Source organism: Paraburkholderia sp. GAS42 (genome assembly GCF_050436565.1).
Lineage (GTDB): Bacteria > Pseudomonadota > Gammaproteobacteria > Burkholderiales > Burkholderiaceae > Paraburkholderia.
Genome location: NZ_JBNDML010000006.1, coordinates 213,145 through 235,438, shown reverse-complemented (window position 1 = coordinate 235,438; position 22,294 = coordinate 213,145). Strand labels below are relative to the sequence as shown.

General features: G+C 63.1%; 19 protein-coding genes. 9 read left to right on the top strand and 10 right to left on the bottom strand.

The features are described 5' to 3' along the window. Positions 1 to 2: 2 nt before the first annotated feature. Complete coding sequence (locus P3T16_RS12010; RefSeq protein WP_429342459.1) at positions 3 to 431, top strand: type IV pilin protein; 429 nt, start codon at positions 3 to 5, stop codon at positions 429 to 431. A gap of 97 nt (positions 432 to 528) precedes the next feature. Here P3T16_RS12010 and P3T16_RS12005 read toward each other — a convergent pair whose 3' ends face one another. The 3 genes from P3T16_RS12005 to P3T16_RS11995 all read right to left on the bottom strand — a co-directional run bounded on the left by P3T16_RS12005 (position 529) and on the right by P3T16_RS11995 (position 1,888). Continuing rightward, a complete protein-coding gene (locus tag P3T16_RS12005) occupies positions 529 to 1,014 on the bottom strand; it encodes a DUF3318 domain-containing protein (protein ID WP_429342458.1) in 486 nt (161 codons plus the stop codon). Between the two features lie 58 nt (positions 1,015 to 1,072). Beyond that, the gene (locus tag P3T16_RS12000) at positions 1,073 to 1,459 is read right to left on the bottom strand and encodes a phage holin family protein (RefSeq protein WP_429255288.1); all 387 of its coding nucleotides are present in this window, start codon (positions 1,457 to 1,459) and stop codon (positions 1,073 to 1,075) included. A gap of 126 nt (positions 1,460 to 1,585) precedes the next feature. Beyond that, positions 1,586 to 1,888 (bottom strand): DUF883 family protein, encoded by a 303-nt coding sequence (locus P3T16_RS11995; protein WP_429342457.1) that lies wholly within the window; start codon positions 1,886 to 1,888, stop codon positions 1,586 to 1,588. Between the two features lie 355 nt (positions 1,889 to 2,243). Here P3T16_RS11995 and P3T16_RS11990 point away from each other — a divergent pair, with 355 nt between their 5' ends. Beyond that, positions 2,244 to 2,882 (top strand): peroxiredoxin, encoded by a 639-nt coding sequence (locus P3T16_RS11990; RefSeq protein WP_429342456.1) that lies wholly within the window; start codon positions 2,244 to 2,246, stop codon positions 2,880 to 2,882. Between the two features lie 126 nt (positions 2,883 to 3,008). Here the strand turns inward: P3T16_RS11990 and P3T16_RS11985 are convergent, their stop codons facing one another. Then, positions 3,009 to 4,199 (bottom strand): acyl-CoA dehydrogenase, encoded by a 1,191-nt coding sequence (locus P3T16_RS11985; protein ID WP_429255286.1) that lies wholly within the window; start codon positions 4,197 to 4,199, stop codon positions 3,009 to 3,011. Between the two features lie 101 nt (positions 4,200 to 4,300). Between P3T16_RS11985 and P3T16_RS11980 the strand changes: the two genes are divergently transcribed. After that, entirely contained in the window at positions 4,301 to 5,086 is a 786-nt protein-coding gene (locus tag P3T16_RS11980) for an IclR family transcriptional regulator (protein ID WP_429255285.1), read from the top strand. Positions 5,087 to 5,129: 43 nt separating this feature from the next. On the opposite strand, the gene P3T16_RS11975 is transcribed toward P3T16_RS11980, so the two are convergent. Further along, the gene (locus tag P3T16_RS11975) at positions 5,130 to 5,948 is read right to left on the bottom strand and encodes an EAL domain-containing protein (RefSeq protein ID WP_429342455.1); all 819 of its coding nucleotides are present in this window, start codon (positions 5,946 to 5,948) and stop codon (positions 5,130 to 5,132) included. A gap of 369 nt (positions 5,949 to 6,317) precedes the next feature. Here P3T16_RS11975 and hmgA point away from each other — a divergent pair, with 369 nt between their 5' ends. Both hmgA and fahA read left to right on the top strand, forming a co-directional pair. Next, positions 6,318 to 7,640 carry a homogentisate 1,2-dioxygenase gene (hmgA, locus tag P3T16_RS11970; RefSeq protein ID WP_429342454.1) on the top strand — a complete coding sequence of 441 codons (1,323 nt, stop codon included), beginning with the start codon at positions 6,318 to 6,320 and terminating at the stop codon, positions 7,638 to 7,640. Beyond that, entirely contained in the window at positions 7,637 to 8,944 is a 1,308-nt protein-coding gene (gene fahA, locus P3T16_RS11965) for a fumarylacetoacetase (RefSeq protein ID WP_429342453.1), read from the top strand. Before hmgA ends, fahA begins: the two co-directional genes overlap by 4 nt. Positions 8,945 to 9,055: 111 nt before the next feature. Here the strand turns inward: fahA and P3T16_RS11960 are convergent, their stop codons facing one another. The 3 genes from P3T16_RS11960 to P3T16_RS11950 form a co-directional block, all read right to left on the bottom strand. Continuing rightward, complete coding sequence (locus tag P3T16_RS11960; protein WP_429342452.1) at positions 9,056 to 10,213, bottom strand: MFS transporter; 1,158 nt, start codon at positions 10,211 to 10,213, stop codon at positions 9,056 to 9,058. Positions 10,214 to 10,384: 171 nt separating this feature from the next. Further along, entirely contained in the window at positions 10,385 to 11,566 is a 1,182-nt protein-coding gene (locus P3T16_RS11955; RefSeq protein WP_429342451.1) for an MFS transporter, read from the bottom strand. Between the two features lie 210 nt (positions 11,567 to 11,776). Further along, positions 11,777 to 12,571: a crotonase/enoyl-CoA hydratase family protein gene (locus P3T16_RS11950; protein ID WP_429342450.1), complete on the bottom strand. Its 795-nt coding sequence runs from the start codon at positions 12,569 to 12,571 to the stop codon at positions 11,777 to 11,779. 192 nt (positions 12,572 to 12,763) lie between these two features. On the opposite strand from P3T16_RS11950, the gene P3T16_RS11945 reads away from it, so the two are divergent. Continuing rightward, the gene (locus P3T16_RS11945; RefSeq protein ID WP_429342528.1) at positions 12,764 to 13,339 is read left to right on the top strand and encodes a plasmid fertility inhibition factor family protein; all 576 of its coding nucleotides are present in this window, start codon (positions 12,764 to 12,766) and stop codon (positions 13,337 to 13,339) included. Here P3T16_RS11945 and P3T16_RS11940 read toward each other — a convergent pair. Both P3T16_RS11940 and P3T16_RS11935 read right to left on the bottom strand, forming a co-directional pair. Then, positions 13,336 to 14,340 (bottom strand): 2-hydroxyacid dehydrogenase, encoded by a 1,005-nt coding sequence (locus P3T16_RS11940; RefSeq protein ID WP_429342449.1) that lies wholly within the window; start codon positions 14,338 to 14,340, stop codon positions 13,336 to 13,338. The two genes, P3T16_RS11945 and P3T16_RS11940, sit on opposite strands and share 4 nt — an antisense overlap. A 139-nt stretch (positions 14,341 to 14,479) precedes the next feature. Next, positions 14,480 to 15,496: a LysR family transcriptional regulator gene (locus P3T16_RS11935; RefSeq protein WP_429342448.1), complete on the bottom strand. Its 1,017-nt coding sequence runs from the start codon at positions 15,494 to 15,496 to the stop codon at positions 14,480 to 14,482. A gap of 570 nt (positions 15,497 to 16,066) precedes the next feature. Here P3T16_RS11935 and aspT (P3T16_RS11930) point away from each other — a divergent pair. From aspT (P3T16_RS11930) to P3T16_RS11920, 3 genes are all read left to right on the top strand, one after another. Continuing rightward, positions 16,067 to 17,749, top strand: coding sequence for an aspartate-alanine antiporter (gene aspT, locus P3T16_RS11930; RefSeq protein ID WP_429342447.1), 1,683 nt, complete (start codon positions 16,067 to 16,069; stop codon positions 17,747 to 17,749). A 190-nt stretch (positions 17,750 to 17,939) separates the two neighbouring features. Next, entirely contained in the window at positions 17,940 to 19,625 is a 1,686-nt protein-coding gene (gene aspT / locus P3T16_RS11925; protein WP_429255275.1) for an aspartate-alanine antiporter, read from the top strand. A gap of 160 nt (positions 19,626 to 19,785) precedes the next feature. Further along, on the top strand, positions 19,786 to 21,438 hold the full coding sequence (locus tag P3T16_RS11920; protein WP_429255274.1) for a bifunctional aspartate transaminase/aspartate 4-decarboxylase: 1,653 nt from the start codon (positions 19,786 to 19,788) through the stop codon (positions 21,436 to 21,438). The last annotated feature ends 856 nt before the right edge of the window (positions 21,439 to 22,294 follow it).

Here is a 22,294-nt window from a genome sequence, read left to right as displayed (position 1 = left end):
ACATGAACTCAGGCGCGACCGCATTCACGCTGCTCGAACTCGTCATCGCTATCGCTATTGCCGCGACGCTGGCGGTATTCGCCGTCCCGTCGTGGCATGCGCAGGTTGCGCGCAGTCATCGGGTCGACGCCGCTTCCTCGTTGTATCGTGCGGCGCAGTTCCTGGAGACCGCTACCGGCAAGGATGCCGGCACGTTGCCGGCCGGTCTCGATCAGGCGCCGCCCTTCGGCTCGCCCGTTTATCGTCTGCGCGTCCTGGGCGGCGACGATACGAACGGCGGATATTCAGTGGAAGCGCGGCCGGTCGAAAGCGGGCCGATGCGTGACGATGCGTGCGGAACGTTCGTCATCGAAGCGACGGGTTTGCGGAGAAATCAGAATGCTGGCGACACCGCAGTGGCGAACACGAATGAATGCTGGAACACCCGATGAACGCGCGTCCAACGATGAAATCGCCATCGCGGCCGCTGGCACCATCACCAGCACAGCAGGCCGCAACCCGCGCGCAGCCACGAGCACTGCCCGAAATTCAGGCGCTCTTACGTGACCCACGTCCAGCCGCGCTGGTGTCAGAACCCGCGCCGGCTTTTGAACCACCCTCGCTGTCTTTAACCTGCCGCCAGATCCGATACGCTTCCCATGCCGCGAACGCGAGACTGCCCCACTTGATCGCGGGCTTTGCGCCAGCGGCGACCGTCGCGCGAAGCGGCCTGGCCAGCAGCAGCGACGCGAGTGAACTGAGCAGCGGGTATTGCTTGAGCAGTCCGGCGATGCCGGCCGCGCTGCCCTTCGGCGCGCCCCAGCGCATACCGCCGAAGCCCGGCACGAAGAACTTCAGCCAGCTGAAATGCGTCACGGCCCGCCGCAGGTCGACCGTCGCCTGCACGAGTTCCATGCGCTCGACCTCCGCTCGCACGAGCAGCAGTTCCTTGCGTAGCGCGCGCAGATGCGGCGCGCTCAGTTCCTTCGAAGGGCGCTTGCTGCGAAACGCGTGACCTGAATGCACCTGGCTCATGAGATATCGGCTTCTAAAAGTCGGAAACGAGGTGCGCAGCAATGAAGCCGCGCTCGCCTCAGTGTTTGCGGAACATCTCGCGGTCTTTCTCGAACTCGTTCAGCGTGGCTTCGAAAATGATCGGTGCATTGTGCAAACCATGGCGCGCCTTCAACGCACAGAAGAGCGCGGCCAGCGCATACACTGCCGTTATGGCGGCCAGCGACTGCCAGCGATACGTATCCCAGAACGTGATGGCAATAAGTGCCGTCAGTGCGATGAGCGCCATCGTTGCAAGCATCATCGCCGCGAGTCCGAGGAACAGCACAGCCAGCAAGCGATCCTTTTCCTCGGCCAGTTCAATGCCGATCAGTTCGAGCCGCGTCTGCAGAATCGCAAACACGGAGCCGATGATGCGGCGTACGGGACCGTGATCAGCGCGCTGCGATTGGTTGTCGATCGTCATAACTTTCGCGCGATGCGCATGGGGAGGCTGGAGATGCGCCAGAAGAGGCGGACCCGCCAGACGTGCGCCGGTCCGCCCTGTCGGAAGGCCGCCGGACATGAGCCCGGCGACGACTGCCGTGACTGCTTACTTGCGGTTGATCAACAGGCCGACCACCACACCCACGCCCGCGGCGATACCGATCGACGCCCACGGATGCTCGTGCACGTAGTCGTCCGTTGCGCGCGCAGCCTTTTTGCCCTTTTCGACGACGACGACCTGAACATCGGCCGCCTTCTCCTTTGCCTGCTTCAGGCGCGTGAGCGCTGTTTCACGGAGCTCTGACGCGCGTTCGCCCGTTGCGCTCGCGGCCTGCTTGAGCAGGTCCTCTGCGTCCGCGAGGACGGTTTTGATATCCGACATCAATCTCTCCTTGTTGGCTTCCGACATTGACAACTCCGTTCGTGGCACGCTACGCGTGAATCGTAACGAAAGAATCGACGGCTGGCGAGCGCAGCGCGTTGCATACCTCAGCAGGTTGCAGGAACCGTTCCTGACACGCGAGCCGCCACAAGATAAAAATCAAAATAACGTCAGACGCCTTTCCACCTGAACGCCACCTGGCTATCCGATGGAGTTGATCTGGCCCGCCAAGTTTCGTCCAATTCGGAGAAAATTACAAAAACTCATAAAGTAGTGACGCAATGTTCGTACAGTGGGCATGGCGGGTGCCGTATGCTCCCGTGTTGCGGAGCCCCGCAGGTAGCACCGTGAGCAGAACATTCGAACTCAACAAGGAGGGATTATGAGTCTACGTCTAGGCGACGTCGCACCGGATTTCGAGCAGGATTCGAGCATCGGCCGCATCAGGTTTCACGAGTGGCTCGGCAATAGCTGGGGCGTGCTGTTCTCGCACCCGGCGGACTTCACGCCGGTCTGCACAACCGAACTCGGCCTCACTGCGAAGCTCGCCAGCGAGTTCGAAAAGCGCAATGTGAAGACGATTGCCCTGTCGGTCGACAGCACCGAGTCGCACAAGGAATGGATCAAGGACATCAACGAGACGCAGGCCGCGAGCGTTGGCTTCCCGATTCTGGCTGACGGCGACCGCAAGGTGTCCGAGCTTTACGACATGATTCACCCCAACGCGAGTGAGACGTTCACCGTCCGCTCACTCTTCGTGATCGATCCGAACAAGAAAGTGCGTCTCACGATCACCTATCCAGCGAGCACCGGTCGCAATTTCGACGAAGTGCTGCGCGTGATCGACTCGCTCCAGCTCACCGACAGCCATTCCGTCGCGACACCGGGCAACTGGAAGCAGGGGGACGATGTGGTGATCGTGCCGTCGTTGAAGGACGAAGAGGTCATCAAGCAGAAGTTTCCGAAGGGCTATAAGGCGCTGCGTCCGTATCTGCGTATGACGCCGCAGCCGAACAAGTAAGGCGAAGGGCGCCGATAGTCCTTAAGCCGCACGCGTGCGCAGACGGAAAAAACCCCGCATCCGGAGACGGATTGCGGGGTTTGTTCTTAAGGCAGCCAGCGAAACCGGGACAGCAGCAGAGCAGAATCAGAAGAACGCCTGAATCCCTGTCTGCGCGCGGCCGAGAATCAGCGCGTGAATGTCATGCGTGCCCTCATATGTGTTGACCACTTCGAGGTTCACGAGATGCCGCGCGATGCCGAATTCGTCCGAGATGCCGTTGCCGCCGAGCATGTCGCGGGCGAGCCGCGCGATGTCGAGCGCCTTGCCGCATGAGTTGCGCTTCATGATCGATGTGATTTCGACGGCAGCCGTGCCTTCGTCTTTCATGCGTCCGAGGCGCAGCACGCCTTGCAGGCCGAGCGTGATCTCCGTTTGCATGTCGGCGAGCTTTTTCTGGATCAGCTGGTTCGCGGCGAGCGGCCGGCCGAACTGCTTGCGGTCGAGCACGTACTGGCGGGCCGTGTACCAGCACGATTCCGCGGCGCCGAGCGCGCCCCACGCGATGCCATAACGCGCCGAGTTCAGGCAGGTGAACGGGCCGCGCAGGCCTTTCACGTCCGGCATGATGTTTTCTTCGGGCACGAACACTTCGTCGAGCACGATTTCGCCCGTGATCGACGCGCGCAGGCCGACCTTGCTGTGGATCGTCGGCGCGGTCAAACCCTTCCAGCCCTTCTCGAGGATGAAGCCACGGATCTCGTCCCTGCCGTCTTCCTGGAGCTTCGCCCATACGACGAACACGTCGGCGATCGGCGAATTCGTGATCCACATCTTCGAGCCGGACAGCGAATAACCGCCGTCCACTTTCTTCGCCCGCGTGACCATGCTGCCCGGATCGGAGCCGTGATTCGGTTCGGTCAGGCCGAAGCAGCCGATCCATTCGCCGGTGGCGAGCTTCGGCAGGTACTTCGACTTCTGTGCATCGGAGCCAAATTCGAAGATCGGCACCATCACGAGCGACGACTGCACTGACATCATCGACCGGTAGCCGGAATCCACGCGCTCCACCTCGCGCGCGATCAGCCCATAGCTGACGTAGTTCAGGCCAGGGCCGCCGTATTCCTCGGGAATCGTCGGGCCAAGCAGGCCGAGTTCACCCATCTCGCGGAAGATTTCGATGTCGGTCTTTTCATGGCGGAAGGCTTCGAGCACGCGCGGCGCGAGCCTGTCCTGCGAGTATGCGGCGGCGGCGTCGCGCACCATGCGCTCGTCTTCGGTGAGCTGCTGATCGAGGAGCAGCGGGTCTTCCCAGTGAAAATGCGCGGCGTCGGCCATGGTGTGTCTCTCCTGATTGCTGATTTCGCTTGATCTGTACTTGACTTAAGTTCCGCTATGCGAAACAATGTTTTGCAAATGAGACCTGAGTGTATCACTCGATGACACCTGCATCTACCCCCTCTGACCCGCTCGACGAACGCAAATTTGTCGTTGCGCTCGCGCGCGGTCTCGATCTGCTGCGCGCGTTCCGTCCAGGCGAATCGATGCTGGGAAACCGCGATTTCGTCGAGCGCACGGGGCTGCCGAAGGCGACGGTCAACCGTCTCGCCTACACGCTGACGGTGCTCGGCTATCTGCGGCTCGACGAAGCGCACGGCAAGTACGCGCTCGATGCGGGCGTGCTGTCGCTGGGGTTTGCCTTGCTGTCGGGCACGGACACGCTTGAACTCGCGCGGCCGCACATGCGCACGTTCGCGCGTGAAGTGGGCGCGGCCGTGTCGCTCGGCTGCCGTGACGGGCTCGACATGATCTATCTGGACACGATCCGCAGTGAGACCGCGCTGACGCTCGGGCTCGCATCCGGTTCACGCCTGTCGATGCTGACGAGTTCGATGGGGCGCGCGTATCTCGCCGTTCAGCCGCTCGACGTGCGCGCCGCGCTGCTGGTGGAGCTGAAGAAGGCTGCAGGGAAGGCAGGCGCCGCGCTGGTCGCGGACGCAGAGCGCGAGATCGAAACCTTCATGCAGGAGCGCTGCTGTTATTCGTTCCGCGACTGGCACGACGACGTGAACGCGGTGGCCGTGCCGTTTCGCGAACCGCGCGAAGGCCGCTGGCTGGTGCTGAGTTGCAGCGGGCCAGCTTCATCGATGGGAGAAGAGGTGTTTCGCGAAACGGTGGCGCCGCGTCTGAAGGCACTCGCACGCAGGCTCGGCGATACGGTCTGAGACTGCGCGTCACTCACCACCGCGCCATCGCAGAATCAGAAAATCACACCGCCCGATCGTGCGCCGCGAAGAGCGGACCCTGCACGAACCGCACGTCATATTGCTGCAGAAGGTCGAACTGGTTTTCGCCGGTGACGTGATCGAAGATCAGCGGAATCTTCAACCTTCCCGCATAACCGACGAGCGGCTTCACGGTCGCTTCCCGGAGCGCCGTGCCGGCATCCATCTTGATGAAGTCGAGCCGCGCCATGTCTGAAACCGTCAGTATCTGGCCGGCATTCTGCAGATTCCCCGCCACCTTGAAGCCGTAGCGCTGATAACTCTTCGTGAGGTAACCGAGGAAAGTCCGGTGCGCGACCGCAGCCGAAGGCAGTTCGATCACCACGCGCGCCGGGTTCAGACCAAACGAGATGAGCACGCTCGAAAAGTGCCTTCCGTGGTCGTACTTCACGCTCTTCAGGAGCCGTTCGTGCACACGCAGAAACAGCAGCCCGTGACGCTGCGCGCCAAAAAAATTGATCGCATGCAGCGCGCGCGACATGCGGTCAATCGCGACGAGTTCCTGGTCGTCGATGATGTCGTCGAACGGATCGAACGGCGCGCCATCGAGGCGCTGCGTGACCGCCTGAAAACCCAGCTCATCGCCGAAACGATCGACGCTTCCCGGCACCGTCGACAGCGACTGCGCGAGCGCATGCACGCTGATATCGAAGATCGGCTCGTAGCAGCTGCCGAGCGCAAGGCTATCGAGCCGGGCGATCGCGTGGTCGTGCTGATCGCCGGTTCCCATCGCGAGATGCTCACCGAGGAAGGGATGTTCGGCGGCGCGGGCGACAAGCTGCGTAATGGTCGGCGGAATCATGAGTTCGCGTGGGGGCCATGACGGCGGGGCCGCAACGGCTGGTCGATAGCGCGGCGCACGGCCGCATGCCCTGATGGTAGCAGCGTGCGCGGGCGCGGCATGAACAAAATGCGTATATCGATATTGCCCCGGCGATCTCTCGGCAAGGGTTTACGTCAATTTCACTATTCGTAATTAGTTTTACCATTCGTAAATTGCGAGATGAAACGCAGCGGCGGAGCGATGCACAGCGAGCCCGTCAGACCTGACGAAATCCGACAAACGGGTCAAACGGTTCGCTCTTTCACGCGGCAACGCGGCATGGCTGCGCCAGGCGTGGCCTGAGCATCAGGCCACTTCTCACGCATCAGGCATCAACGGAGAATCTGCATGAGCACATCCACGCGACACGAAATCGAGCCGGGCTATCAATCCGGCTTCGGCAATGAATTCGCCACCGAAGCGCTGCCCGGCGCGCTGCCGCAAGGCCGCAACTCGCCGCAGCGCGCGCCCTACGGCCTGTACACCGAGCAACTGTCGGGCACGGCGTTCACCGCGCCGCGCGGTCACAACCGGCGTTCGTGGCTGTACCGCATCCGCCCGGCCGCGGTGCATCAACCGTTCACGCCGGTGCCGTCGCACAGGCTGGTCGCGAACTTCGCCGAAGTGCCGCCGACGCCGCCCAACCAGCTTCGCTGGGACGCGCTGCCGATGTCGTCCGAGCCGACCGATTTCATCGACGGCTGGGTGACGATGGCCGGCAACGGTTCGGCAGAAAGCATGAACGGCTGCGCGATCCATCTGTACGCGGCGAACCGCTCGATGGAAGACCGCTACTTCTATACCGCCGATGGTGAACTGCTGATCGTGCCGCAGGAAGGACGTCTGCATCTTGCGACCGAACTGGGGCGCATCGATCTCGAACCGTTCGAGATCGCGGTGATCCCGCGCGGCGTGCGCTTTTCGGTGACGTTGCCCGACGGAAGGGCGCGCGGCTACATCTGCGAAAACTTCGGTGCGCAGATGCGTCTGCCGGATCTCGGCCCGATCGGCTCGAACGGCCTCGCGAATCCGCGTGACTTCCTGACGCCGCATGCCGCCTACGAGGACCGCGAAGGCGCGTTCGAACTCGTCGCCAAAATGAACGGTCATCTGTGGCGTGCGGACATCGGTCATTCGCCACTCGACGTGGTCGCGTGGCACGGCAACTACGCGCCGTACAAGTACGACCTGCGACGCTTCAACACGATCGGCTCGATCAGCTTCGACCATCCGGACCCGTCGATCTTTCTCGTGCTGCAGGCGCAAAGCGACACGCCGGGCGTCGATACGCTCGACTTCGTGATCTTCCCGCCGCGCTGGCTGGCTGCTGAAGACACGTTCCGGCCGCCCTGGTTTCACCGCAACGTCGCGAGCGAATTCATGGGTCTCGTGCACGGCGTCTACGACGCGAAGGCCGAAGGCTTCGTGCCGGGCGGCGCGAGCCTGCATAACTGCATGTCGGGGCACGGTCCCGATGCGGATACGTTCGAAAAGGCATCACACAGCGATACGTCCACACCGAAGAAAGTCGGCGACACGATGGCGTTCATGTTCGAAACCCGCACCCTGATCAAGCCGACACGTTTTGCGCTCGAAACCGCGCAACTGCAGGCGCACTACTTCGAGTGCTGGCAAGGTCTCAAGAAACACTTCAATCCGGAGCAACGATGAACGCATCGAGCGATCTCCAGGCGACACTCGATCCGTCGCGTAAAAGCTGGGTCGAACCGGCAAACCGCGCTGACTGCGACTTTTCGATCCAGAACCTCCCGTTTGGCATTTTCAGCGATGCGCGCAACGCAACGAGGCGCGTCGGGGTGGCGATTGGCGATTGTGTCGTCGATCTTTCCGCGCTTGAAAAGGCCGGCTTGCTGAAGCTGGCCGGAACGGGTGACGGCAACGGTGTGTTCGAACGCGGCTCGCTCAACGATTTCATCGCGCTCGGCCACGACGCATGGCGCAGCGTGCGTATCCAGTTGAGCACGCTGCTTGCACGCGATACGGCTACGCTCCGCGACAATGCCGCGCTGCGCGAGCGCGCGCTGATACCGCGCGCTAACGCCACGCTGCATCTGCCTGTCGAGATTCCTGGCTACACGGACTTTTACTCCTCGAAAGAGCACGCGACGAACGTCGGTTCGATGTTCCGCGACCCGAAGAACGCGCTGCTGCCGAACTGGTCGGAGATGCCGATCGGCTACAACGGACGGGCGTCGTCCGTGGTGGTGAGCGGCACGCCAGTACGGCGTCCGAACGGGCAACTGAAACTACCTGATGCGGAACGCCCGGTGTTCGGTGCGTGCCGCAAGCTGGATATCGAGCTGGAGACGGGCTTTGTCATTGGACGCGGCAATGCGCTGGGTGAGCCGGTCGCGTGTGAGGATGCCGAGGCGCACATCTTCGGCATGGTGCTGCTGAACGACTGGAGCGCGCGGGACATCCAGCAATGGGAATACGTGCCGCTCGGTCCGTTCAACGCGAAAACCTTCGCGACGACGATCTCACCGTGGATCGTCACCCTCGATGCGCTCGAACCGTTCCGCGTCGCTCACCCCAGGCAGGAACCGGAGCCGCTGGAGTATCTGCGGCACGCAGGCGAGCACGCGTTCGATATCGCGCTGGAGGTGAAGCTGCGTCCGCACAAGGCGCAGCAGGCGACCACGATTTCGCAGACCAACTTCAGACACATGTACTGGACGATGGCGCAGCAGCTCGCGCACCACACGGTGTCGGGATGCAACACGCGCGTCGGCGATCTGATGGGTTCGGGCACCATCAGCGGACCGACCGAAGATTCATTCGGCAGTTTGCTGGAACTGACCTGGAACGGGAAGAAGCCGCTGGAACTGAAAGAAGGCGGCGCGCGCGCGTTTATCGAAGACGGCGATGAGTTGACGCTAACAGGGTGGTGTCAGGGCGATGGATATCGGGTCGGGTTTGGATCGTGCGTCGGAGAGATCTTGCCGGCGCGATAAGGGGAGTCGTGATCCTGTGATCGCGTAATCGGGCATTGGCGGCGGGGTGGCGTCGGCGCTGTCGGAGACACGGGCACCTCAGGGCGCTTGATCCGGCTGCAGCGGTGCACGCTACGACGTCGCCTGCACGGCCACCCGCCGCTTTTCCCACAGCACCGCGCCCAGAAACGCGAGCGCGCTCGCCAGCAGCACGCCGACCATCGCGTCATTCCCGACGCCCTTCATGAGCGCGCCGGCAACCAGCGGCCCGCCGAAGCTCGCCGCGCTCCACGATGCGCCGACGAGCGAACTCGCCGACACCAGCGCCGCGCCGCGAAACCGCTCGCCGCATGCAACCAGCGAGAGGGTATATATCGCGCCGGCCGCCGCGCCGAGCACATACAGCAACGGCCAGCACAGCCACGGCGACGACACCGCCCACGGCAGCAACGGCAACAGCAGCACGACGACCACCGCACAGCCGATATGCACGCGCTCGCGACCCAGCCGGTCGGCGAGCCAGCCGATCGGAAACTGCATCGTCGTATCGCCGAGCAGCAGCGCTGATGCGAACAGCACGGCGACCTCGCTCGTCACGCCATGCGCCATGGCGAAGAGCGGCATCAGCGAAAGCGCGATCGTGTCGAACAGCGCGAAAAACCCGGTACCGATGACGAGCGCGGGCATCTGCGGCAGCACGTGTTTCCAGCTGTCGTGAGGTTCTTCATGACCACCGGTGTGCGGCGTGACACGAATCGTCGCGAGCATCGGCAATGCGGTCAGAAAGATCGCGCCACACAGCAGGAAGCGCCAGGCGCTCAGATGCGAAATCTGGCTCACCAGCACCGGCCCGGCCATCTGGAACAGTGTGAAGTTGGTCGCGTAGATGGCGATGACGCGGCCACGCGACGCATCGTCGGCGAGCTGGTTGACCCACGCTTCGCCGATCGTGAAGAGCAGCATCAGTGCCGCGCCGCACAGCACACGCAACACGGCCCAGGCGTAGAGGTTCGACGTGACCTGCATCAGCGCAGTCGCGACGGCGACGATCACCACCGTGCCGACAATCACCTGCCGAGCGCCGAAGCGCGCGGCGATCCAGCCAGCAAACGGGACGACGACGAGGCCGCCGCCGGCTTGCGTAGCCGTCAGCAGGCCGACGACATCGGTGCCGTAGCCAGCCTGCGTGAGTGCGAGAGCGGTAAGCGGGAGCGTGGCGCCGGTGCCGAGTCCGACCACGGCGACGCTCAGAATGAGCGCGAGAAAATCGCGCGTAAAGATAGCCTTCATCGGGCCGAATGCTACTACAGCTAAAACAGCGGTAACGCCGAAACGGCGCTCAGGCGGTGTGCGCGGGTGGCGCTCAGGTGTCACTCAAGCAGCGCTCAAGGCGCTCAAGCGACACTCAAGCGACACTCAAGCGGTGTTCAGGTGGCGCCTGGGTGAAGTTCAGGTGGCCTTTCAGGCGGCGCCGGCCGATCCCGGCAGCGAAACCCGTTGCCCCCGCCGTTCAAGCGACACGGACCACAACGTCAGCGCAAGGGCGCCGCTCGCCATCGCGACGCCGACCCACGGCAGCGACGTCATTGGCACACCCGCGCCGATCGCCATGCCGCCGAGCCACGCGCCCGTCGCGTTGCCGAGGTTGAACGCACCCTGGTTGAGCGTCGAAGCGAGATTCGGCGCGGCGCTCGCGCGATCGACGATCAGGATCTGCAGCGGCGGCACGATCGCAAACGCGAGCACGCCCCACACGAAAATCGTGATCATCGCGGGAATGGCCGCGTGCATCGTGCCGGCGAACACGGTCAGCACGACGCCGAGCGCGAGCAGAAACGCAATCAGCGAAGGCATCAGACGCCAGTCCGCGAGCTTGCCCCCCAGCGTGCTGCCGACGGTGAGCCCGAGCCCGAACAGCAGCAGCACGAGCGTGACGTTGTGTGGCGTGAAACCGGTGACGTCTTCGAGAATCGGCGTGATGTACGTGAACACCGAGAACAGGCTCGCCGAAGCCAGCACGCTGATGCCCATCACCATCAGAACCTGCGGATTCTTCAGCACGCTGAATTCGTGGACGAGGCTCGCCTTCTGCATCTCGATCTTCGCCGGCAGACAGACGGCGAGCGCAGCAGCCGCCAGGATGCCGATGCCCGTGACGGCCCAGAACGTGGCGCGCCAGCCGACGGCCTGGCCGAGCGCGGTGCCGAGCGGCACGCCGAGCACATTCGCCAGCGTCAAACCCGTGAACATCAGCGCGATCGCCTGCGCACGACGGTTCGGTGCAACCAGACCCGCCGCCACCACAGAGCCGATGCCGAAGAACGCGCCGTGACAGAACGCGGTGACAATGCGCGCAGCCATCAGGATGCCGTAGCCCGGCGCCACCGCGCACAGCAGGTTGCCGACGATAAACACGCCGATCAGGCTCATCAGCGCCTTTTTGCGCGGCATGTTCGCCACTGCGATGGCGACGATCGGCGCGCCGATCGTCACACCGAGCGCGTACGCCGACACGAGCATCCCCGCCGCCGGAATCGACACAGACAGATCGCGCGCGACGTCCGGCAGCAGACCCATGATGACGAACTCGGTGGTACCGATTCCAAAGGCGGCGATGGCAAGGGCGAGCAGAGGTAAAGGCATGATGGGGCGCTTCGGCGCGACAGGCACGGCGGGCGCGCGTTTTCGGGACGAAAGCGCGGGCGTCAGCCAGGGGAAAATCAGTAGGGGATTGTACCTAAGCTATTAATCGGCCGCTGTAGACCGGCTGGCCTGTTGTTTTTGCCGCAAAGGCGACGGCTGCGGCGCGCCGGCCGTGGCCGCGCGGATTTTCGGCGTGTGATATTCCGGCGGCTAGACGGTGTCGCCGTGTCGTCCGGCGCCGCCTGTGAAGCGTGCCGCGCCGGCGATGCCCTGTTCGAAGACGGCTGCGTAGCCGCCCGCGCCTTCGCGACGTAACGCTTCGGCGAGATCGTCGAGCGGGCTGTTGTCAAGCGCCGAGCGACGGTCGGCGAGCAGGGCGGCCTGCGGAAGCGCGGCCAGTTGCACGGCGAGCGACTCCGCCGTGGCGCGGGCCGTGCCGGTCGGCACGACGCGGTTCGCGAGGCCGAAGGCGAGCGCTTCGTGGGCGTCGACCGCGCGGCCGGTCAGGATCAGATCCAGCGCGCGCGACAGGCCGATCAGACGCGGCAGCCGGATCGTGCCGCCGTCGATCAGTGGAATGCCGACGCGCCGGCAGAACACGCCGAGCACCGCGTCTTCCTCGACGACGCGCAGATCGCACATCGCGGCCAGTTCCAGTCCGCCCGCGACGGCGTATCCTGAAATGGCGGCGATCACCGGTTTCGTGAACGCCATGCGCGTCGGGCCCATCGGGCCGGGACCGCTGCCGTCGGCGTGCAGTTCGTTGCGGCAGGCGTCGTCGGCGAGCGCGCTCAGGTCGGCGCCGGCGCAGAATGTGCCGCCGGCACCGAACAGGACGGCCACGCGCCATGCGGGATTCGTCTCGAAGCGCTGGAACGCGGCGCTGAGCGCGTCGGCGATCGGACGGTCGACGGCATTGCGGCGCGCCGGCCGGTCGAGCACGACCGTGGCGACCGCGCCGGCCGCCTCGATTCGCACATGTTCGCCGAAGGTTTCCGTAGTCATGTCGGTCTCCGGGGTCGGTTGGTCTGTCTGCCGGCAGAAAGAGGAAAGGCGGGGAAACGATGCGGTGTGACTATTCTCGTCGCGGCGGGCAGGGCAGCCGTGTGAGTGTCACGCCGTTTTCATATTCGCGTCGTAGCGTAAGCAGCTTTTTTAACGTGCCGGTTGCATGAGCGCCGGCGTATCGAGCCCGTACTGTCAGTGTCCATCTCATTGTCCGCATCGAATGCTGTTCCGTCGCCGTCCGAACCGTTCTGGATCGTCAAGCTGAATAACCATTCGCATTACCACCACGTGCGGCTGAAGCGCGTCTTCGCCGCCGACGGCGCGCGCCATCGGGTCGTGCTGGTCGACGCGCGACGGCTCATCACGTGTGCCGATCGCGACAATACCGACTACGTGCTGCGGCCCGTCAACGAATGGCACTCGGGCAAGGTGCGCGGTATCCGCGAATTCCTCGATCCGTCGAATGCGCGCGTTCCCGAGATGCCTTACGTGACGGTGAGCGCACGCCGAACACGCGGACTCGCGGGTTTGCTCGGCCTCGAAAAAGAAGGCGTGGTTGCGTTCCGTAACGGCCAGCATCGCGCGCGCTATCTGTTCGCGGCAGGCGCGCAGTGTTTTCCGGTCGAAGTGCACGAGCGCGAAGCGGCGTTGCTGCACCAGATGTGCGGCGCCTCCGACGAAGCCCGTGCCGCCCTCGAAGCCGCCACGCTCGAAGTCGCGACAGCCGCGGCTGCCGTCGCTGCTGCGGCGCAAACACGTTCCTAGGCAGGTTGCGCGCCCTGCACGACGTTGCGCGGCGCACCTTCGGCCCACGCCTTCGCATTGCCGAGCGTGGTGTGCGCGATTTCGTTCATCGCCTCCCGCGTGAAAAACGCCTGGTGCGCCGTGACGATCACATTCGGGAACATCAGAAGACGCGCGAGTACGTCGTCGAGCAGCGGCAGGTTCGAGTGATCCTCGAAGAAGAGGCCGCCTTCTTCCTCGTACACGTCCAGCCCGAGATGACCCAGCTGGCCGCTCTTCAGCGCGCCCACCAGCGCATTGCTTTCGACGAGACCACCGCGCCCCGTATTGATCAGCATCGAGCCGAACTTCATCTTCGCGAGCGCGCGTTCGTCGATCAGGTGATACGTCGACGGCAGGAGCGGGCAGTGCAGGCTGACGACATCCGATTCGCCGAGCAGCGTATCGATTGGCACATATTGCGCGCCGAGCGCGAGCAGGTCGTCGGCGGGCGTGCCGGGATCGTGCGCGAGCAGGCGCGTGCCGAAGCCCGCCATGATGCGTCCGAACACGCGGCCGATCATGCCGGTGCCGATCACGCCGACCGTCTTGTCATGCAGATCGAAACCGAGCAGCCCGTGCAGCGAGAAATCGCCTTCACGCGTACGCGCGACGGCGCGCGGCAGACGCCGGTTCAGCGCAAGAATCAGCCCGACCGCGTGTTCCGCGACCGCATACGGCGAGTAGGCGGGCACACGCACGACCGGAATGCCGAGCTTCGTGGCCGCGCCAAGATCGACGTGATTGAAACCCGCCGAGCGCAGCGCGATGAGCCTCGTGCCGCCTTCATGCAGCTTCTCGAGCACGGCGGCGTCCACCGTATCGTTGACGAACGGGCAGACGATCTCGTACCCCTTCGCGAGAATCGCCGTCTCGACGTCGAGGTGCGACGCCTGGAAATGCACGTCGAAGTCGAACGAGGGCTTCGCCTCGATGAATGTGTCGACGTCGTACTGACGGCTGCTGAAGAGGATCATGCGCATGGAATTCTCCCGATGCGGCGCGTGAGGCTCGCCGGAAACGGGGGCGCGCGGTTCGCCCCGTGGTCGACCCTGGCGGTCCATCCGCGGTCCACCTCCGCAGTCAGCCCGCGATCCACCTCCGCGGTCAGCCCGCGGTCCACTATACGCCCGGAATTTCGTGCAGATTCGCGAGCATCGAACCGGTGGGCGCGAGCATGGATTCGAGGTCGCGTGTCGCGACAGCGCTCCCGTTGCCGTCGGTACCTGCGTCAGCGGACTGGCCACGGCCGAAGTGTTCGAGCGTGTAGTCGATGAAGGCGCGTGTCTTCGCCGGCAGATGCTGGCGGCTCGGGTACACGATCGACACCTTCACCTCCGGATCGTCCACCGTGTAATCCGGCACGACACGACGCAGTGTGCCGGCCGCAAAGTCGTCGGCGACCAGTTGCGAAGGCAGGATCGCGAACCCCATGCCCGCGAGCGCCGCGAGGCGCACCATCAGCGCGCTGTTCACCGTGTAGGCCGGCTGCAACGTGACCTGCGCGGTGTGCCCGTTCGCGTCCGCGAAATGCCACGTCGGACTGCGCTGCTCGGACGGCAGCGAGACGAACGCGTGCTTTGCCAGTTCACCGGGCGTACGCGGTTCGCCGTGTTCGAGAAGCCAGGAGGGTGATGCGCACGTCACCAGCGTATGGGTGCCGATCGGCCGCTCGACGAGCTCCGTGCTCGTCACCATGAACGCGGTGACGATGCCGACGTCGTAGCCATCTTCCACCAGGTCGACGTGGCGCTCCGCGAGCGTCAAACGGATGCGCACGTTCGGATACAGCCTGCGATAACCGTTCAGCAGCGGCGTAAGCGAGAGCAGCGACAGCGCGCCCGAAGCGACGATCCGTAACGTGCCACCCGGTTCGCGCTCGGTATAGGCGACGGTGTTCTCGAGATGATCGAGGTCTTCCAGCAACCCGCGGCAGCCTTCCAGGTATCGGGTGCCCGCTTCGGTCAGGGAAAGGTTTCGCGTCGTGCGGTTGATGAGCCGGGTTTGCAGATGCGCTTCGAGCATCGCGACCGAACGCGTCACGAGCGCATTCGACACGTCGAGTTGCTGGGCGGCGCGGCGAAAACTCTGGGTGTCGGCAACTCTCACGAAAACACGCATGGCATGAATCTGGTTCATGGCATATAGCCTCGTATTGGCACGACAAAGCCGTGCGAAGTTAGCCGTATGGCGGGCCGAACGACGGGACGGTACGGTGTCCGCTGGTTTTCTGATTTACCGGTGCGGCAGAAATTTCATCGCTAAAAAATCATATTGACAGTTTCGGAGAATTACAATATTTAGTTAAAAACGCAACAACGTTTCGCATTGTTAAAGAGTCTATATGTTGCTATGCGGAAACAGAAAATGTTGCCCGTTTTCTGTAATCCGGAATGCATTAAAAACCGGCTTAATGCCGGACGGATAACGGTTTTCCCCGGTTGCCGGACAACTTTGCGAGGAAACGATGTCTGCCATTTCGCATAAGCAGCTTCCGCCTGGATCCAGAACGCGCGCCACGCCGTCATCATGGGCTGTACGCGTCATCAAAGTGCAATAAACGCCGAATCGAATGACGTTCGTCAAATTCCCGAACGGGAAATGTGACGGTCGTGCACAAGTCCGTTGAAAATCGTCTTTAAGCCCGTTTTGTTGCGGGATTGTTTCAGGTTTTTTGTTAAATAAACCCGTAAACCGGCGAACGACAACATGATCGGTGAATTGCTCAAGGCTCAACCTGAGATCGCGTTGTTCGCGAGTCTCGCGCTTGGATACTTCATCGGCTCGTTCAAGATCGGGCCGATTCAGCTGGGGGGCGTGTGCGGCACATTGATTGTGTCGTTGCTGCTTGGCCAGACGGGCGCACGCATCGCCCCGGATCTGAAAAATATTGCGTTTGCGTTATTCATTTTCGCGCTCGGTTTTACCGGCGGTCCACAGTTCTTCGCCAACATTGGGCGAGGCTGGCGGTACGGCATGTTGTCGATTATCGAAATCGTCTCGGTGGTGCTGCTCATCATGATCGCGGTGGCGCTGCTCGGGCTCGATCCGGGCACTGCGTCGGGATTGCTCGCCGGCGCGGCGACCGAATCCGCTGTGATCGGCACCGCTTCGGAAGCCATTGCAAAACTGGGTCTCGGCGACGCGGAAACGACTCGCCTTCAGGCCAACATCGTGACGGCGTACAGCGTCAGCTACCTTTTCGGCCTGGTCACCATCGTGCTCTTCACCAGCCAGTTCGCGCCGCTGTTGCTGCGCGTCAATCTGCGCGAAGAGGCCGAGCGCGTGTGGCGCAAGCTCGGCGGCGACGGCGCGCTCGACGAAGGCCAGCGGCTGGCTGCGCCCCCGCTCGTCGGGCGGGCGTTCAGCGTCGGCGCTGCGGCGGGCGTCACGGTCGGTGCGCTGGAGCGGCAGTATGGCGGCAACCTGACGGTCGAGCAGGTGGAGCGCGGCGGCGTCACGCTGCCCGTCGAACCGCAGTCGACGCTCGCGGCGGGCGATCTCGTGCTGGTGGTCGGCCGGCGCGAGGCGCTGGTCGAAGCGTCCGCCCACATCGGCGAGGAAGTCGCGGGCAAACAGATCGGCCCGGTGACGGGCGAGCGCGTGGACGTCGTGTTGACACTGCGTGAGGCGCATGGTCTGACAGTGGCGCAGGTGCGCGAGCGCGCCGGGCCGGAAGAAGGGCGCGGCGTTTATATCGCAGCGGTCACCCGGCTGGAGACGACAGTCCCGGCCTTGCCGAACACCGAACTGAATCGCGGCGACGTGCTGACGCTGGTCGGCACGAAGACGGACGTCGCCCGCGGTGCGAAGAAGCTCGGCTATGTCCTCGTTGCGACGCAGAAAACCGATTTCGTTTATCTGGGGCTTGGCGTGCTGGTCGGGATGGCGATCGGACATCTGGGCGGCCGGATCGGCGGCGTGTCGATCGCACTTGGCACCGGCGGTGGATGCCTGCTGTCCGGTCTGCTGTTTGGGTGGATCCGTTCGCACTATCCGCTGGTGGGCTCGCTGCCGTCGGCGGCCGCGCAGATTCTCAAGGACTTCGGCCTCGCGACGTTCATCGCCGCCGTCGGGTTGTCTGCCGGGCCGGACGCAATCCGCCTCGTGCATCAGTACGGACTCGCGCTGCCGGTCGCCGGCATTCTGATGGTGCTGATTCCCGGATTGCTGTCGTTATGGATCGGCCGCGCCTTCCTCAAACTCGAAACGCCGATGCTGCTTGGCGCCATCGCGGGCCAGCAGTGCAGCACGCCCGCGATCAGCGCGCTCGTCGGCGTGACCGGCAATTCGACGCCGGTCATCGGCTACACGATCACCTATGCGTTGTCGAACATCCTGCTGCCGCTGCTCGGCCCGCTTGTCGTGGGGCTGTCGGGCAAGTTCGGCTGACCACGCACGGTGCAGCGCAGCACGATACGACGCGAGAGCGGCAGCGTCACGCATCACGCATCACGGATAGCGCTTCACTTAAATCACAGGCGTCCGCAGGCGCCGGCAGCAGGGCAGACGCGGTGGCCGCCGCGCCCGCAGGGGACCAGACACGTCAGGCAGCAACGGCACGAACCAATGCGAGGGCACGATGGACTGGCTACATGACATCTTTCACAAGTCACCTGAGATCGCGTTATTCCTTTCACTGGCGGTTGGCTATCTGATCGGCCAGATCAACTTCGGCAAGTTTCAGCTGGGCGGGGTCGGCGGATCACTGCTGGCGGCGGTGGTGATCAGTCAGGCTGGGGTCACGATCGACAATGGCGTGAAATCGGTGATGTTCGCCGTGTTCATCTATGCGGTCGGCTATGACTCCGGTCCGCAGTTCTTCAATTCGCTCAATCGCAAGACGCTGCGTGAGATCGCGATGGCCGTGTTTCTTGCTGCGTCGGCGCTGATCACCGTGGTTGTGTGTGCAAAGATTTTCGGACTGAACAAGGGGATCGCGGCCGGCCTCGCGGGCGGCGCGCTGACGCAGTCGGCGATTATCGGCACCGCTGGCGATGCGATCGCGCGTCTCGGCTTGCCAGCCGACCAGGTTAAGTCGCTGCAATCGGATGTGGCGATTGCTTACGCGGTGACGTATGTGTTCGGCTCTCTGGGCGCGATCATCGTCTGCGTGAACATCCTGCCGAAGTTCATGGGGCAGAGCTTGCGCGACGCCGCAATCGAAGCAGAAAAAGCACTCGCAGGCGGCGCCGTCGCGCGGGGGCCGGGGCAACTCTCGGCGTTGCCGGAACTGGTCGGTCGCGCTTACCGCGTTGGGCAGGCGGCGGGCCGACAGGTCGCCGAACTCGAGTTGAGCCAGAACGACACGATCACGATCGAACGCATTCGACGCGCGGGCAAGGCGCTCGAACCGCGACCCGACATCGTGCTTCAGAAAGACGACGTCGTGCTGATTGTCGGACGCCGTGACGGCATGGTCGATGTCGCTCCGCTGATCGGCACCGAAGTCGCGGACACCGACGGCATGAGCCTCGTCATGCAGACGCGTCAGGGCGTGTTCACGCGCAAGGGCATGAATCACACGACGATCGCAGCCGTACGCACGACCGTCGATCGCGACATGCGTCACGGTGTGTTTATCGACGCTATCTCGCGCGCAGGTCAACCGTTACCGATCCTGCCGGAGACGCAGCTCGAACACGGCGACGTGATCACGTTCTACGGCTCGCCGAAGGACACCAAACGCGCCGTGAACGAAGCCGGTTACGAGTTGCCATACACCATCAAGACCGACTTCATCTACATGGGTGTCGGTCTGGTGCTGGGTCTGCTGATCGGTCTGATCGTCGTCAGGCTCGGGGGCATTCCGCTCACGCTCGGCTCGGGCGGCGGGTGTCTCCTTGCTGGCCTGCTGTTTGGCTGGATGCGCGGCAAGCATCCGATGTACGGCGTGATGCCTTCGGCCGCTTCGCGGTTGCTGCAGGACTTCGGGCTCGCTGCGTTCGTCGCGGTGGTCGGCCTGAACTCCGGGCTGCAGGCAGTGGTGACGGTCAAGCAGAGCGGCATGACGATCTTCCTGCTCGGTGTGTTCGTTACGTTGTTCCCGCTGCTGCTGACGATGCTCTTCGGGCGTTACGTGCTTCGCTATAACAACGCCGCGCTTCTGGCTGGCGCGCTGTCCGGGTCGCGCAGCGCGAATCCGGCATTTGGGGGCGTGCTCGACAAGGCGGAAAGCGCGGTGCCGACCGTACCGTTCGCGATCACGTATGCGATCGCGAACGTGATGTTGACGCTGCTCGGGCCGCTTGTCGTCGGGCTTGTCTAGCCGCTTTTCAAGGCAGTGATCTGAAGACTGATTCCGCGACGAACCTGAACGTGGATGCGATACACAGCGATACCCAGGTTCGTTATCCCTCTCGCGCCGGCGGCGCCCGGAACTGCGCGCAACATCGGCGTTTCACATCTGTTTCAACGGAGAACGCATCATGGCAAAGAGCAAAGGCGGCAATGGCGACAAGGCAGGTCTCGCCGCACTCAGCCCGTTCGAGCTGAAGGATGAACTGATCAAGGCCGCGGGCGGCGGCGCGGTCGAGCGCCCGGCCAACGCGTCCATGTTGAACGCGGGCCGCGGCAATCCGAACTTTCTCGCAACGATTCCGCGTCATGGTTTCTGGCAGCTCGGTCTCTTCGCGATGCGTGAATCGGAGCGTTCGTTTGCGTATATGCCGGAGGGCGTGGGCGGCTTTCCGAAGCGTGAGGGGCTGACCGAACGCTTCGAGCTTTTCATTCGCGAGAACCGTGGCGTGCCGGGTATTTCATTTCTCGCGGGCGCAGTGTCGTATGTACGCGATCAGCTGGGCCTGAGCGCGGGCGACTTCCTCTATGAAATGTGCGAGGGCATTCTCGCTTCGAACTATCCGGTGCCGGACCGGATGCTGAAGCTCTCGGAGATCATCGTCGGGCAGTATCTGCGACGCGAGATGATCGGCAAGCATCCGTTTGTCGGCGAGTTCGACGTTTTCGCGGTGGAAGGCGGCACCGCGGCGATGACGTACATCTTCAACACGATGCGCGAGAACCAGCTGATCAAGGCGGGCGACACGATTGCGCTCGGCATGCCGATCTTCACACCGTACATCGAGATTCCGCGGCTTAACGACTACCAGCTGAACGTCGTGAATCTCAACGCGACGGTGGAGAACAACTGGCAATACTCGAAGAAGGAACTCGACAAGCTGCGCGATCCGAAGGTGAAGGCGTTCTTCCTCGTGAACCCGAGCAATCCGCCTTCGGTGAGGATCAACGACGAGAGCCTCGAGTACATCGCGGAGATCGTCAAGGAGCGTCCTGACCTGATCCTGCTGACCGACGATGTGTACGGCACCTTCGCGGACAACTTTGTTTCGCTGTTTGCGCTCGCGCCGAAGAACACGATTCTGGTGTACTCGTATTCGAAGTATTTCGGCGCGACGGGCTGGCGGCTCGGCGCGATCGCGACGCATCGCGACAACGTGCTCGACAGGCTGCTTGGCGAGTTGCCGAAGGACGTGAGGAAGGAACTGCACCACCGGTATGAGTCGATCACGACGGAGCCGGACAAGCTGAAGTTCATCGATCGTCTGGTGGCCGACAGCCGGACGGTGGCGCTGAATCACACCGCGGGGCTGTCGACGCCGCAGCAGGTGCAGATGGTGCTGTTCTCGCTGTTCTCGCTGATGGATACGCCGGACGCGTACAAGAGTGCGTTGAAGCGGCTGATTCGCAACCGGAAGAAGGCGCTCTTCGAAGAGATCGGGATTTCGTTCCCGGACGACGATGAGAATCAGGTCGACTACTACACGATTCTTGATATGGAGTTTCTCGGCGAGCGGGCGTTCGGGAAGGAGTTTGTCGAATGGCTGTTCAAGAATACGGAACCGCAGGAACTGTTGTTCAGGCTGGCGCGCGATGCGCGGGTTGTGCTGTTGCCTGGGCTCGGGTTTGGGACCCAGCATCCTTCCGGGCGGGTTTCGCTTGCCAATCTGAATGAGTCTGACTATCGGGCGATCGGGCGGGCTATGCGGAAGCTTATCGAGGAGTATGTCGAGAGGTTTAATGCGGCGACGGGGAAGAAGCTGGATAAGGGCAGGGTTAAGTAGGGGGTTTGGTTTTGGTTTTGGTCTGGGTTTGTTGGTGGGTGCCTCGCGATTGAGGTTGTTTTTTGTGCGAGGCACCTGGCTGGGTCTTTGGCCTTTCCTTGTAATCATGTCGGTCTATTTGCGTTGCCCCTGTGCGGGGCAGCGCCTGCTTTTCTTTGTTCCTCAAGGGGAATTCGTTCGGGGCGTCCTTGCCGACCGGCGCTTCTTCCTGCGCGTCTTGAGCCTTTTGTTGGCCTTTCCTTGTATTCACGTCGGTCTATTGGCGTCGCCCCTGTGCGGGGCGGCACCTACTTTTCTTTGTCCTTGCCAAAGAAAAGTAGGCAAAAGAAAGGCGCCGAAATGTCGTCCATTCCGGGTTGTGTCGCTACCGGGGAATGGCACCCCATGAGATGTCGCCCTCGCACTTCACGCGGCATGGGTCCGCGCACGATCTGATCCCCCGCACAGTACTGCCCGTGACACAGGGCTCATTCACCCGGCTCCGCGCTTCGCGCGTCGCCGTTCGGTGTCGGCGCCGTTAGCGCGGCGTTCGTGCCGTCAGTTCCGCTGTACCACTTCCACTCTCAATGAAACTTGCGTCGCCAGGTTCTGGCGCCCAGGCATCCACACCAACACCGAGCCCAGCCATGCGCTCCGCGACGCGCGTAGCGCGGAGTGGGATGAATGACTGCCTTGTCACATGCGCGACTACTGCCATGGGACCAGATCGTGCGCGGGCCCATGCCGGGTGAAATGTGGGGGCGACACTTCATGGGGTGCCATTCCCCGGTGATGACGCACCCGGAAGCGAAGAGTTTTCGGCGCCTTTCTTTTGCCTACTTTTCTTTGGCAAGGACAAAGAAAAGTAGGTGCCGCC

Coding starts and splice junctions, on each gene's coding strand:
- P3T16_RS11980 (WP_429255285.1), top strand. CDS start 4,301: ATGACACCTGCATCTACCCCCTCTGACCCGCTCGACGAACGCAAATTT.
- P3T16_RS11995 (WP_429342457.1), bottom strand. CDS start 1,888: ATGTCGGAAGCCAACAAGGAGAGATTGATGTCGGATATCAAAACCGTC.
- P3T16_RS11955 (WP_429342451.1), bottom strand. CDS start 11,566: ATGCCTTTACCTCTGCTCGCCCTTGCCATCGCCGCCTTTGGAATCGGT.
- P3T16_RS11920 (WP_429255274.1), top strand. CDS start 19,786: ATGGCAAAGAGCAAAGGCGGCAATGGCGACAAGGCAGGTCTCGCCGCA.
- P3T16_RS11985 (WP_429255286.1), bottom strand. CDS start 4,199: ATGGCCGACGCCGCGCATTTTCACTGGGAAGACCCGCTGCTCCTCGAT.
- P3T16_RS11960 (WP_429342452.1), bottom strand. CDS start 10,213: ATGAAGGCTATCTTTACGCGCGATTTTCTCGCGCTCATTCTGAGCGTC.
- P3T16_RS12010 (WP_429342459.1), top strand. CDS start 3: ATGAACTCAGGCGCGACCGCATTCACGCTGCTCGAACTCGTCATCGCT.
- aspT (WP_429255275.1), top strand. CDS start 17,940: ATGGACTGGCTACATGACATCTTTCACAAGTCACCTGAGATCGCGTTA.
- P3T16_RS11950 (WP_429342450.1), bottom strand. CDS start 12,571: ATGACTACGGAAACCTTCGGCGAACATGTGCGAATCGAGGCGGCCGGC.
- P3T16_RS11975 (WP_429342455.1), bottom strand. CDS start 5,948: ATGATTCCGCCGACCATTACGCAGCTTGTCGCCCGCGCCGCCGAACAT.
- hmgA (WP_429342454.1), top strand. CDS start 6,318: ATGAGCACATCCACGCGACACGAAATCGAGCCGGGCTATCAATCCGGC.
- P3T16_RS11940 (WP_429342449.1), bottom strand. CDS start 14,340: ATGCGCATGATCCTCTTCAGCAGCCGTCAGTACGACGTCGACACATTC.
- P3T16_RS11990 (WP_429342456.1), top strand. CDS start 2,244: ATGAGTCTACGTCTAGGCGACGTCGCACCGGATTTCGAGCAGGATTCG.
- aspT (WP_429342447.1), top strand. CDS start 16,067: ATGATCGGTGAATTGCTCAAGGCTCAACCTGAGATCGCGTTGTTCGCG.
- P3T16_RS12000 (WP_429255288.1), bottom strand. CDS start 1,459: ATGACGATCGACAACCAATCGCAGCGCGCTGATCACGGTCCCGTACGC.
- P3T16_RS11935 (WP_429342448.1), bottom strand. CDS start 15,496: ATGAACCAGATTCATGCCATGCGTGTTTTCGTGAGAGTTGCCGACACC.
- fahA (WP_429342453.1), top strand. CDS start 7,637: ATGAACGCATCGAGCGATCTCCAGGCGACACTCGATCCGTCGCGTAAA.
- P3T16_RS12005 (WP_429342458.1), bottom strand. CDS start 1,014: ATGAGCCAGGTGCATTCAGGTCACGCGTTTCGCAGCAAGCGCCCTTCG.